This is a genomic window from Paenibacillus sp. FSL L8-0333 (assembly GCF_037965665.1).
Classification (GTDB): Bacteria; Bacillota; Bacilli; order Paenibacillales; family Paenibacillaceae; genus Paenibacillus_AQ; species Paenibacillus_AQ odorifer.
Window position 1 is genome coordinate 2,128,091 of sequence record NZ_CP150186.1, and the last position, 12,968, is coordinate 2,141,058.

General features: G+C 45.2%; 12 protein-coding genes and 1 riboswitch. Of the genes, 10 read left to right on the forward strand and 2 right to left on the reverse strand.

Annotated elements, in window-relative coordinates; genetic code table 11:
- Positions 1-114 precede the first annotated feature (114 nt).
- From icd to NYE72_RS09190, 3 genes are all read left to right on the forward strand, one after another.
- Positions 115-1,410 carry an NADP-dependent isocitrate dehydrogenase gene (gene icd / locus NYE72_RS09180; RefSeq protein WP_339211720.1) on the forward strand — a complete coding sequence of 432 codons (1,296 nt, stop codon included), beginning with the start codon at positions 115-117 and terminating at the stop codon, positions 1,408-1,410.
- Between the two features lie 78 nt (positions 1,411-1,488).
- Positions 1,489-2,430, forward strand: coding sequence for a malate dehydrogenase (gene mdh / locus NYE72_RS09185; protein ID WP_038569673.1), 942 nt, complete (start codon positions 1,489-1,491; stop codon positions 2,428-2,430).
- 127 nt (positions 2,431-2,557) lie between these two features.
- Positions 2,558-2,986, forward strand: coding sequence for a hypothetical protein (locus tag NYE72_RS09190; RefSeq protein ID WP_036678923.1), 429 nt, complete (start codon positions 2,558-2,560; stop codon positions 2,984-2,986).
- A gap of 76 nt (positions 2,987-3,062) precedes the next feature.
- Here the strand turns inward: NYE72_RS09190 and NYE72_RS09195 are convergent, their stop codons facing one another.
- Positions 3,063-4,001 (reverse strand): AraC family transcriptional regulator, encoded by a 939-nt coding sequence (locus NYE72_RS09195; protein ID WP_080742451.1) that lies wholly within the window; start codon positions 3,999-4,001, stop codon positions 3,063-3,065.
- A 195-nt stretch (positions 4,002-4,196) separates the two neighbouring features.
- Between NYE72_RS09195 and NYE72_RS09200 the strand changes: the two genes are divergently transcribed.
- The 6 genes from NYE72_RS09200 (at position 4,197) to thiH (ending at position 10,494) form a co-directional block, all read left to right on the forward strand.
- Positions 4,197-6,260, forward strand: a complete 2,064-nt coding sequence (locus NYE72_RS09200) for a GDSL-type esterase/lipase family protein (protein ID WP_339211721.1) — start codon at positions 4,197-4,199, stop codon at positions 6,258-6,260.
- A 236-nt stretch (positions 6,261-6,496) separates the two neighbouring features.
- Positions 6,497-7,369 (forward strand): SDR family oxidoreductase, encoded by an 873-nt coding sequence (locus tag NYE72_RS09205; RefSeq protein WP_038569678.1) that lies wholly within the window; start codon positions 6,497-6,499, stop codon positions 7,367-7,369.
- Positions 7,370-7,456: 87 nt separating this feature from the next.
- A riboswitch (TPP riboswitch) is annotated at positions 7,457-7,558 on the forward strand.
- Positions 7,559-7,673: 115 nt separating this feature from the next.
- A complete protein-coding gene (locus NYE72_RS09210; RefSeq protein WP_076100104.1) occupies positions 7,674-8,279 on the forward strand; it encodes a thiamine phosphate synthase in 606 nt (201 codons plus the stop codon).
- 38 nt (positions 8,280-8,317) lie between these two features.
- Complete coding sequence (gene thiS / locus NYE72_RS09215; protein ID WP_076100105.1) at positions 8,318-8,521, forward strand: sulfur carrier protein ThiS; 204 nt, start codon at positions 8,318-8,320, stop codon at positions 8,519-8,521.
- 55 nt (positions 8,522-8,576) lie between these two features.
- Positions 8,577-9,344, forward strand: coding sequence for a thiazole synthase (locus tag NYE72_RS09220; protein ID WP_339211722.1), 768 nt, complete (start codon positions 8,577-8,579; stop codon positions 9,342-9,344).
- 34 nt (positions 9,345-9,378) lie between these two features.
- Complete coding sequence (gene thiH, locus NYE72_RS09225) at positions 9,379-10,494, forward strand: 2-iminoacetate synthase ThiH (protein ID WP_339211723.1); 1,116 nt, start codon at positions 9,379-9,381, stop codon at positions 10,492-10,494.
- Positions 10,495-10,577: 83 nt separating this feature from the next.
- On the opposite strand, the gene yfbR is transcribed toward thiH, so the two are convergent.
- Positions 10,578-11,183, reverse strand: coding sequence for a 5'-deoxynucleotidase (gene yfbR, locus NYE72_RS09230; RefSeq protein WP_094901415.1), 606 nt, complete (start codon positions 11,181-11,183; stop codon positions 10,578-10,580).
- Positions 11,184-11,285: 102 nt separating this feature from the next.
- Here yfbR and NYE72_RS09235 point away from each other — a divergent pair, with 102 nt between their 5' ends.
- Positions 11,286-12,845 carry a fumarate hydratase gene (locus tag NYE72_RS09235; RefSeq protein ID WP_076146271.1) on the forward strand — a complete coding sequence of 520 codons (1,560 nt, stop codon included), beginning with the start codon at positions 11,286-11,288 and terminating at the stop codon, positions 12,843-12,845.
- Positions 12,846-12,968: the final 123 nt, after the last annotated feature.

Here is a 12,968-nt window from a genome sequence, read left to right on the forward strand (position 1 = left end):
GTAGAATGAACCCTAGAATATATGCAATAATGCATATTCATACGTAGAGAGTTTTGTTCGAGGCTTGTCCATGAGAAATTAAATCCCACAAAACTTTAGGAGGAATACACTCAAATGTTGAAACTAGAAAAATTCGATCTGCCAACAGAAGGCGAACAAATCACAATTAAAGATGGTAAACTGCAGGTTCCTAATCATCCAATCATTCCTTTTATCGAGGGTGACGGCACAGGCCGTGATATTTGGAAGGCTTCCAAACGCGTACTTGATGCAGCAGTAACTAAAGCTTATGGCGGCAAAAAGCAAATCGCTTGGTACGAAGTTTTTGCTGGCGAAAAAGCCTTCAATACATATGGCGAATGGCTGCCAAATGATACATTGGAGGCAATCCGTGAATATTTTGTAGCTATTAAAGGTCCGCTTACGACTCCAATCGGAGGCGGTATTCGTTCATTGAACGTAGCTTTGCGTCAAGAGTTGGATTTGTACGTATGTCTGCGTCCAGTTCGTTATTTCGAAGGGGTTCCTTCTCCTGTTAAACGTCCTGAGCTGGTGGATATGGTTATTTTCCGTGAGAATACGGAGGATATTTATGCAGGGATTGAATATCAAGAAGGTTCTGCTGAAGTGAAGAAAGTCATCGAATTCCTGCAAAAAGAGATGGGAGTTAACAAAATCCGTTTCCCTGAAACTTCTGGTATTGGTATCAAACCAGTATCCTCCGAAGGTTCGAAACGTTTGGTGCGCGCTGCGATTGAATATGCGATCAAACACGGACGCAAGAGCGTAACGCTTGTGCACAAAGGAAACATCATGAAGTTCACTGAAGGTGCCTTCAAAAACTGGGGTTATGAAGTTGCTGAGCAAGAGTTCGGAGATAAGGTCTTCACTTGGAATCAATATGATGTGATTAAAGAACGTGAAGGTGAAGCTGCTGCCAATGCTGCTCAGAAGGATGCTGAAGCTGCAGGCAAAATCATCATCAAGGATGCCATTGCGGATATCGCATTGCAACAAGTTCTGACTCGTCCGACTGATTTTGATGTTATTGCTACCTTGAACCTGAACGGGGACTACCTGTCTGACGCGCTTGCTGCGCAAATCGGCGGTATCGGTATCGCTCCTGGAGCGAACATTAACTATATTTCTGGACATGCGATTTTTGAAGCCACTCATGGCACCGCACCTAAATATGCAGACAAAGATGTTGTGAACCCTGGTTCCGTGATTCTGTCCGGTGTAATGTTGCTGGAGCATCTGGGCTGGCAGGAAGCAGCAGATCTGATTTATAAAGGTATGGAAACAGCTATTAATAACAAGACCGTGACTTATGACTTTGCCCGCCTGATGGAAGGCGCAACTGAACTGAAATGCTCTGCATTTGCCGACGAGATTATTAATCACCTCTAAGAGACTGGCTCAACCAACTGAATATATTGAAGTTTAGCTAATACAAGCTATACCGACACCGTTCTAGGAGGAGAATCCTTGGCAATCAAACGTTATAAAATTACAGTTGTAGGTGCCGGTTTTACTGGTGCTACTACAGCTCTTATGCTTGCTCAAAAGGAGCTTGGTGACGTTGTGCTGCTTGATATCCCACAAATGGAGAACACTACCAAGGGGAAGGCACTAGATATGCTGGAAGCAGGTCCTGTACAGAAATTTGACAGTCAAATTACAGGAACCTCAAGCTATGAAGATGCTGCGGATTCAGATATTGTAATCATCACTGCAGGGATTGCCCGTAAACCTGGAATGAGTCGCGATGATCTCGTGAACACCAATGCAGGTATTGTGAAGTCGGTATGCGAGAACATAAAACGTGTAGCACCAGATTCCATTGTAATCATTCTGAGCAATCCAGTTGACGCTATGACCTATGCGGCATTTAATGCGCTGGGTTTTCCGAAGAGTCGCGTAATTGGACAATCCGGAGTGCTGGATACAGCCCGCTATAACACGTTTATTGCACAAGAGCTGAAGGTATCCGTTGAAGATGTACGTGGTTTCGTATTAGGCGGACATGGCGACGATATGGTACCGCTCGTAAGGTATTCCAGTGTCGGTGGCATCCCAATTGATACATTGATATCTGCGGAGCGTATTGATGAGATTGTGCAACGTACACGTGTGGGTGGCGGAGAGATTGTTAACCTCTTAGGAAATGGTAGTGCTTATTATGCACCAGCGGCTTCTTTAGTTCAGATGGCGGAAGCTATCTTGAAGGACAAAAAACGGATCATTCCGGTTATCGCCTTGCTCGAAGGAGAATATGGCTATGATAACCTGTTCATGGGTGTTCCGGCGTTACTTGGTGCCAATGGTATCGAGAAGATTTTTGAACTGGAGCTTACAGCTGAGGAAAAAGCGGCTTTAGATAAGTCTGCTGAGTCCGTGCGTAGCGTAACAGCTGTAATAACTGTATAGATTGTGACAGAGGTATGAAGAAACCCCCATTTTGTTTACTTAAAATGGGGGTTTCCTTTTCTTCTTAAGCAATAATGGGTATAATTAAATGTAACTATTATCACAGTTAAATCGGAGGAGATATGTTATGGATTGGAACGTTTTGTTTTTCTTACATATGATCGGAACCTTGGCACTTGGCTTCTACCTTGTGCTACCCTTCATTCTAGGACGTGCAGAGAAACTGTCGTCTGGGGCGAAAGAAGGAACTTTAAGTGCCGTAACCGGATTTAATCGTTTTGCGCAGTATGGATTGGTGATCCAACTCCTTACAGGCGGTTATATGATGACCAAAGGTGATTATTCAGTAGCGTGGATGATTATTGTTGTTGTGTTACTGCTAGCGATGTTTGCGCTTGGCGGTATTATGAGCAAGCCTTTGCGTCTTGCAGCAGCTGGAATTCGTGAGAACCGCGACGTTAGCGCAGAGACTGGCAAATTGCGCACACTTAGTGCACTGCTTACGGTGTCATTGCTATTGATGGTATTCTTCATGGTGTTTAACGACATAGTTTAACTTACAGCGAATTATACCCGCCTCCGTAATGGAGAGCGGGTTTTTCGTATGTTCCGGTGATTTATCTTCATAAACGTTAATCCCTGATAGGATTAGTATAAGATTTCGGCCGGTAGTTTAAGGGAGAAACACCCGTCCATCGCTTGAATTGTCGGCTGAAGTGGCTCTGGGAAGCAAACCCGAGTTGTTCAGAAATCATCTGTATTTTTAAATCGGTATGAAGCAGTAAATGTTTTGACTTCTTTAATCTTAGGTTAGTTATGTACTGCCTAGGAGATATCTTATACACCTTTGTAAACAACTTATGGCACTGCACCCGACTTAAGCAAAGCTGCTCAGCAATCAAATTAACCGTGAGCTCCGGTAAATGAATATTGGCTGCAATATATTTTTCGATCTGATGAGCAGTTTCCACCTCGTACAAAGAGTTTGCTTGTCTCGCTGTGTTGGAATTCTCTGAATTCGAGAGCTGTACATCAATGAGTTCAGTCAAAATCATCAGAATGATCGCTTGCAAACGAAGCCTTTCTTTTACAAGGATCATTTCTTCAATTTCCTCGGGAAATCCAGTGGATGCCGTCCTGGCGAGAATATTGTTCTTAATAAATTCATCCAAATGTTCCAACTGGTGATTTAATCCCGAACGCTGCATTTGTTGGTTATTCCATTTCTGTACAGCCTGAGATTGAAACCATTCACGAAACTTTAAATCGTCAATATCGAAATGAAAGGAGAGGTAGATATAGTTGCTCAGGCCTGAATTAACTACATAATGACGTAAGCCAGGCGGAATGATTAACCAATCCCCTTTACCAAAGGCGATGGAGCTTCCTTCTACATATTGATGGGAGTTGCCATCGTAGCAATACAATAGTTCGAAGATTTTGTGATGATGATCAGGGTATGCCCACCCAGATTCTGCTACACGATAATGAACACCGATCAACTGCAGTGTACTTATAATGTTCGGAAAGCTGACTTTGTAAGCGATAGGAGTTCTCCTCCTTAGGATCAATAGGGATGTTCTTAATTATATCAAGGATACCTATACATATGACCGTTTTGCAGTGTGAGCCGTTGATCAATTCCAAGTTTTACGTTACAAAAGGTCAAAAAAAAGAATGAAATCATCATTTGAATCACTTTAGAGAAAAGGGATAATGGAGGAACCTAGGTAAGTACTTCGAGAAACGGAAGGAAGTGTAATGAAGTGAGAAAGCTGTGTAGGGATATACTAATCTTATCTTCTTTACTTATGGCTTCATTGACTCTTACTCACGGTATAACAGAGGCAGCCCTTATTAAAGATGGGGTAGAGGGGCAACCTCCAATCCAAATTGCAAACGCATACAAGCTTAATTTTACAAACCAAGTTAAAGCAGGGTATCAATTAGGTTATGGTTTTGTCCAAGAGACCAACGCTTTACCCGCTAGAGAAGTGCATACCGATTCAATTACATCCGATGGAACAGGTTTTTTCATCACAGAATCTTATTTTTTTGCTGAACCTAAATCTGAAAAGGATAATTATAATAACTACGGCATGGCGTTTCGAATGGATGCTTCCCCTGGAACCTACAACGTATATGTAAAAACGACTTCTGACGCAGAGGATGGGATCGTGTCAGTATCAGGAATGCAGACCAGCCGCTTGTTGAAAAGTGGACATTGGGACGCGGCAAAGCTTGTACCCGTCAAGCATACGGCTGTAGCCAAAGGGAAAGAGTGGACTTATACGTATGTAAACGGCCGTGACCATATAGATATTGAGATTGAACCGAACAAAGTGAACACAGCTGTAGGGATTGAGGAGATCATACTGGAACCGATTTTGCCACAGCATAGAGCAGCTGGAGCTCTTCCGAATTTATTTATACTTGGAGATTCCACGGTCAAGTCCTACACCTTCGACGAAGCGCCAATGAGTGGTTGGGGCCAGATTATTGGCAGTATGTTTAATCAACATAAAGTGAGTGTAACTAACTATTCCATGGGAGGACGCTCGTTTAAAAATGCCTATACAGAAGGTCGACTTAACGACATTTTACTGAGTGGCAGCATTGGGGATTATGTGTTTATTCAATTCGGACACAATGATGAGAGTGCAGATGAGTTCAGACGTTACGGCAGAGGTTCGACTGAGGCAATGTATGAAAACTACCTTAAAGAAGTTTATCTCCCTGCGATCCAAGCCCGGGGCATGATACCAGTACTGGTAACGCCAATGTCCAGAATTAAAGGGAATGCAAGTCCGGGATATATCTATGAGAATTCTTTTAAATCAAGAAAGTTTGTAGATATTCTTAAACGGGTTGCAGATGAATCTGGAGTTACACTTATTGACCTTAACTCGGAAAGTCTGAAATATTATAACGAGATCGGAGGAGAAGCGATAACAGCCCTCTTCATGTCAATTGAAGCCGGAGAAACGCCAGGCAAAACAAATGACGGAAGTTACGCTAACGGGCATCCTTCAAAGAAAATCGATGGGACTCATTTTAAAGAAGCGCTCGCCAAACAATTTTCGCGGATGATTGTTACGGAGCTTGTAGAGAAAGGTGCTACTGGCGATTCTACTGCTGCCTCCATTACTGCTTATCTTAAAGGGAACGTTAAGCATGCGGCACTAACAGGCAACTGGGATAAGGTTTTTCCGGAAATAACTAATGATACGACGACCGGGGAAGCTGCTTATTACCGCAATCAAATTGAAAAATTAATCCAGCTGGGAGTAATGGGCAAAGACCGTCAAGGGAATTTTAAGCCAGATACGGAGATGACAGTTGCTGAATTCACACGCAGTATTTCTAAGTTAATGAAAGTGGAAAGATCAGATCTTGCCTATTATCCGAAAGGTAAGCTGTCACGTGAAACGATGGGTGCTATTCTCTATGATGTTTACCAAGTAAAGTTTGCTAATAAACCTAAGTACATGACTGATTATAACGGCACAGCAGTAGTGCCAGGAGATCCTGGTTATGATTTCAATCTGGATCCAGGAGCTAGAGGAGCGATGTACTATCCACTTGTATCCTGGCAGCAGCTGGTTGATACGGCGGACATTTCTCCTTTTTTAATTTCAAAAGTGAAAAGTGCTTATGAATTAGGGCTTATTAGATCTGAAGTGGGGATTGCTAGAGGCCAAATGGTCAATGGGACAGAACTAGAACCTAAAGCCATAGTGACCCGGGAGAAAGCAGCTAAAGCTCTTTATTTTATGTGGGTACTGGAACATGGAGTGAATGCAGAAAATCATGTTTCTTCTTTGAAATAGTTAGGGTGAACAATTCAAGGCACAGCAGCGATGCTGTGCCTTTTTGTATGCAGTGAAGTCCTCTCCACTTACAGCAGTTTACATCCACGGTTGTTTATTTCTACTTGCATTGTGGTAAGTAAGATTCGTAAAGCGATTTAAGAAAATGACAAACCCAGCGTATAAACGTGCATTGTTGTGCCATCCTAAGATGATCAGTTAACTATCAATTTGCTTAACGAGAGGAGATAGGGAAGATGTCAGGCAATAATAAACAAGCTACAAAAACCTTACCCCCACAGGAGCAGCATCATCAGCCAGGGATTGAGAGTGAAATGACGCCGCTGCCCAAATACGAGCCGGCAAATTATAAAGCAGCAGGTAAACTGCAAGACAAGGCGGCGTTGATTACCGGTGGAGACAGCGGAATTGGGCGTGCAGTTGCTGTGCTTTTTGCTAAAGAAGGTGCTGATGTGGTCATTTCATATCTTAATGAACACTCAGATGCAGAGGAAACTAAACGTCAGGTCGAGCAGGAAGGCCGCAAATGTATCCTAATTCCAGGTGATATCGGTGACGAGAAATTCTGTAAGGATCTTATTAAACAGACGGTAGAGGGCTTAGGAAAGCTTGATATTCTCATCAATAACGCGGCGGAGCAACATCCGCAAGCTAAGATCGAGGATATTACTTCCGAGCAGCTAGAGCGTACTTTCCGTACGAATATATTTGCGATGTTCTATTTAACAAAAGCAGCTATGCCTCATTTAAAAGCAGGATCTACAATTATAAATACAACTTCAATTACCGCTTATCGCGGAAGCCCGCAGCTGCTGGACTATTCATCAACTAAAGGAGCTATCCTGAGTTTCACACGATCTTTGTCCACGAATCTGGCGGAGAAGGGCATACGGGTAAACGGTGTAGCACCAGGTCCAATCTGGACACCGCTAATTCCCTCTACCTTTGATGCGAAGCAGGTTAGCGAGTTTGGAGGCACGCAGCCTATGAAACGGCCTGGACAACCAGAGGAGCTGGCGCCAGCCTATGTATATCTTGCCTCTGACGATTCCAGTTATGTGACTGGACAGGTTATTCATGTAAATGGTGGCGAGGTAGTAAACGGTTAGATTAGTACAGCTAATGTGAATAAATGGGTGTATTTCAATAAAAAAATATGTTACTATAAACCACGTTAGCATTTTAAAATTGTATATTTATGTCACTAGGGGTGCCGATTGGCTGAGACGGAATGGATTTCCGGACCCTTTGAACCTGATCTGGTTAAGACCAGCGTAGGGAAGTGGAGAACGAATTTCTGTTGTCGGGCTATTTGTAGTACCGTCTATATACAGATTCTGACTGCCTTCCTTACGGGGGCAGTTTTTTTGTTTTTTACTGGCCTACAGGGAAGTGAGAGAGAGGAGATCGCGAGTGGTACAAGCTGAGATCCATCTAATATCAGACGGCAAGCAGCTGTTGAGACAATTTGTTGAACTGGCTGTCACGGTGCAGACATGGGTCGATTATATTCACTTAAGAGAGAAGCAATGTCCAGCACGCGAACTGCTCTCTGCGGCACAGGAGCTGTTGGCTGCCGGTATACCCGCTACCAAACTGATAATCAATGACCGGATCGATGTAGCATTGGCAGCTGGTGCCGCGGGTGTTCAGTTGGCTGGGCACAGTCTGAGCCCGCTTACAGCCCGGCGAATTGCACCTCAGCTTTGGCTGGGGAGATCGGTTCATTCTCCGGAAGAAGCGGCGAATGCTTCAGAGCAGGGAGCTGATTATTGCTTGTTTGGCCATGTATTTCCCTCGGCGAGCAAGCTAGGGCTGCCCGCACGTGGGTTAGAGCTGCTTGCAGAAACGGTGAAGACTAGCTCTATTCCTGTAATTGCGATTGGCGGAATTGGTCCCGCTAATGCGGCGCAGATCATTAGGCAAGGCGCGGCAGGAATTGCTGTGATGTCCGGAATTTGCGGAGCGGATGATCCTTATGAGGCCGCCAAAGCTATTCATAAGGCGGTTCATTCATAGCCGGGAGGTAAAAGCATAGGCGAAGGGGGTGATTCAGAATGAGACTGTTGATTAACGGGAAATCCGCAGAGTGTTCTGGTGGTATTCAAACTATAGCTGATTTGATCAGTCTTCCTGAGTGGTCGGGTCGTCTGATGATCATTGAGCTGAATGGAGAAATTGTCAGTAAGGAGAATTATGAAAGTACTGCTCTGAGCGAGGATGATCGTTTGGAACTGGTGCACTTTGTTGGTGGGGGTTGAGATGGAGCGGTATAGAATTTTGAGAAATTTCTAAGAACCAAAGGGAGGTAATTTCATGCATGACCCGTTACATATTGGAGGCATCGAATTAACTAGTAGATTATTTATCGGAACCGGAAAATATAGCCGGAATGCTCTGATCCCCGGAGTGATCGCAAGCTCTGGTTCTCAGGTGATTACTGTAGCGCTTCGCCGAGTGGACCCGGAAGGTGGAGCAGAAAATATCATGAACCACATTCCCGGCCACATGACTCTTCTGCCTAATACCTCAGGAGCGCGTACAGCGGAAGAGGCAGTCCGTATTGCGAGATTAGCAAGAGCTGCGGGACTGGGGAACTGGGTGAAGATCGAAGTGATCAATGATCAGAAATACCTGCTTCCAGATAATCTGGAGACCATACGAGCTACAGAGATTCTAGCGGCGGAGGGTTTTGTAGTACTGCCATATATGAGTCCGGACCTTTCGGCTGCTTTACGTCTGAGAGATGCCGGTGCTGCTGCTGTGATGCCGCTTGGTGCGCCGATCGGGACGAATCGCGGCCTGCGCACCAAGGAGCTCGTGCGTATTCTTATTGAAGAAGTGAATTTGCCGATTATTGTAGATGCCGGAATTGGCAAGCCCTCGGAAGCGGCGGAAGCAATGGAGATGGGGGCCGCTGCTGTTCTGCTTAATACGGCTATCGCAACGGCACGTAATCCGCTCGTCATGGCGGAAGCGTTCCGCGAGGCGATATCCGCTGGCCGCAAAGCTTATTTGGCAGGACTCGGTCCTGTAGAAGAAGTTGCTTTTGCTTCGTCACCGTTGACTGGATTTCTGAACTGAATTTGATAGGTTCACCAAAGGAGGGAGGATTAGCATGAGCTTTTTTGACACACTGGTCCGCTTGGAGCAGTATCCTTATGAGCAGCTGTGGAAGGAGTTCCGGGAGGATGACGTTAAGCGGGCGCTTGGAAAAGACAAGCTGAACGAAAATGATTTGCTGGCATTGCTCTCTCCAGCAGCAACGCCGCTGCTAGAGGAGATGGCGCAAGCTGCTCAGCGACTGACCCGTGCACATTTTGGTTATTCGATGCAGCTGTTCACACCGATGTATCTTGCCGATTTTTGTGTGAATCATTGTACCTACTGCAGCTTCAGCTCCATTTATGATTTTCCGCGTAAAAAGCTGTCCTTGGAGGAGGTTCGCAGGGAGGCTGAGAAGATTGCAGCTACAGGTCTGCGGCATATCCTCATTTTGACTGGTGAATCGCGCCGGGAGAATCCTGTCTCATATATTAAGGATTGTGTAGTTGTACTTAGAGAATTTTTTTCCTCCGTCAGTATTGAGATAAATCCTCTATCGACTGCCGAATATAAAGAGCTTCTTCAAGCAGGCGTGGATGGATTAACACTATACCAAGAGGTTTACCACCAGGAGACTTACAAAAAGCTGCATGTTAAAGGGCCTAAAAGAAACTACCGGAATCGCCTGGATGCACCTGAACGCGGCTGTCAGGCAGGTTTTCGTTCTGTGAATATTGGTACGTTGCTCGGGATGTACGATTGGCGGCAAGAGGCATTCCAAAGTGCCATGCATGCCCGCTATCTACAGGATCGGTATCCAGATTGCGAGATCAGCCTGTCACCCCCACGGTTTCGGCCTTATTTAGGGGAATTTAACCCAGAGTGCGATGTTACCGATCGATCACTAGTGCAGATTATTTTGGCATACCGGTTATTTTTACCCCGTTCGGGCATTACTTTATCTACAAGAGAGCCTGCCTCTCTACGCGATCATTTAATTCATCTAGGAATAACTAAGATGTCAGCCGGGGTCACTACTGAGGTGGGCGGTCACACTAATGCAGGGGGAACTCCGCAATTCGAAATATCCGATAGCCGCAGTGTGCAGGAGATTACGGAAATGCTATATACGAAGGGTTTGCAGCCGATTTTTAAAGACTGGGATATCCTGACTGAATCAGTAACGTAACGCTTGTATTTTTATTATTAATCACTAAAGGGACCCCTGCGAGATTCATGCGGAGGTCCTTTTTTCTATTGTGTAGATGGTGTTTAGTTTCCGGCAGAGAGCTCATCGAGAGACATTTCGAAGCTCGGTGCCATATGAGTCAGAAAATAATCCACTTCCTGCAGGCCAAGCCCACGAAGTTTTGCTGCTGTCTGCTCCTTCGCGGCGGCAAATTCTCGGTTGCCTGCAGCAACCTCCCATACGCATTTCAAATAAGCATCCAGCCGATCAGCGGCTTTCACATAGCTGTGCAGCAGAATGTCCTCCGAATCGGGAGGGCTGTCTTCCGGTCGTATGAGCTGAGTGTAGATGCTTTTTAGCTCTGATGGAATCATTCCAGTTAAGCGATCAGCCGCAACTTTTTCCATTTCGCGGAAGCTGGTGAGCAAGCGAGGATTGTTGTATTTTACCGGCGTGGCAATGTCGCCTGTGAATACTTCGCTGGCATCATGGAAAAGAGCTATGGTTGCTGCTCGTTCCGCGTTTAATGAACGCCCGAAATGTACATTACCAATGGAACAGAGCATATGTGTGAGCAATGCAACATGAAAAGAATGCTCAGCGACGTTCTCCGGTGCGGTGCTGCGCATCAAGCTCCAGCGCTGAATATACTGAAGACGATATAGATAGGCAGAAAAATGGTAGCTCAATTTTAAAGTAACCCCTTTCATGCGGTGCTAGGTATGATATTATTATACTAATTGTATCAAACTTTAGATAACCTGGAACTGCCGAGAGGAGCTTGAATGAAGATGCAGCATTTTGAAGACAGTATTTATAACCTTATCGTAGAAACTTCCACGAATTTGCCGGGAGATGTACGCCGGGCAGTTGCAAAAGGTCGCGCGCTGGAAGACAGGGCTACCCGGTCCGGTCTTGCTTTAACCACGATTGCACAAAATATCGGAATGGCTGAGCAGCAAGTGTCTCCGATCTGTCAGGATACGGGAATGCCTACATTTATCATTCACACCCCTGTGGGAATCAATCAGATTGAGATGAAAAAAGATATTCATAATGCCATTGTACGAGCGACCAAGAATGGTAAACTTCGTCCCAATTCTGTAGATTCATTAACAGGTGAGAATAGCGGAGATAACTTGGGTGCAGGCACACCAGTCATTCATTTCGAACAATGGGAAGAGGATAAAATAGACGTTAGACTTATTCTGAAGGGTGGAGGCTGCGAGAATAAAAATATTCAATACAGTCTCCCGGCAGAATTAGAAGGACTCGGCAAAGCGGGTCGGGATCTGGACGGAATCCGTAAATGTATTTTACACGCGGTATATCAGGCGCAGGGACAAGGCTGTAGTGCCGGTTTTATTGGCGTGGGTATCGGCGGTGACCGTACGACTGGCTACGAGCTGGCTAAGAAGCAGTTGTTCCGCAAAGTGGAGGATGTTAATCCGATAGAAGACCTTAGCAAGCTGGAAGACTATATTATGGAGAATGCTAACAAGCTTGGAATTGGCACGATGGGTTTTGGTGGTGAGGTATCGCTGCTGGGCTGTAAGATTGGCGTTATGAATCGTTTGCCAGCTAGCTTTTTCGTATCCGTTGCTTATAACTGTTGGGCCTTCCGCCGCCAAGGGGTGCTGGTTGACCCATCAACTGGCAATATAGAGGATTGGTTATATGAGAGCGGCACAGGGATATCTGTAGATGATGAAGGAGCACATGAATCTGAAGCGGTAATTGCTGAGGGAGCTAACAGCCCAGCCTCTGAGTCGCGGGAAGTACGTCTTACAACGCCGGTAAGTGAAGAGGATATCCGTAGTCTGCGTGTTGGAGACGTGGTTATTTTATCCGGTGAAATGCATACAGGCCGTGATGCTCTGCACAAATATTTAATGGATCATGAATCTCCGGTAGATCTGGAAGGGGCTGTGATTTATCATTGCGGTCCTGTGATGATGAAAGATGAGGAAGGCTGGCATGTAAAAGCTGCGGGCCCAACTACGAGCATTCGTGAAGAGCCTTATCAAGGCGATATCATCAAAAAATTTGGAATCCGTGCAGTCATCGGAAAAGGTGGTATGGGTCCAAAAACGTTAAAAGCCTTACAGGAGCACGGCGGGGTATACCTCAATGCGATTGGTGGAGCCGCCCAGTATTATGCAGAGTGCATCAAGAAGGTCAACGCTGTTGATTTTATGGAATTTGGTATTCCTGAGGCGATGTGGCATCTTGATGTGGAGGGTTTTGCAGCGATTGTGACGATGGATGCTCACGGCAACAGTCTGCATGCGGATGTGGAAAAAGATTCTGCAGCTAAATTGACTCAATTCAAGGAGCCAGTGTTTAAATAAATGGGGTTACAACCGGTGGATAAGTCATGAGGAGGGCAGATTCTCTGAATGGCTTTTCCATGGGTTTTAATCAAATTATCAGGATTTATATGTTCCAGACTATAAATTATCCTTAAGGAACGC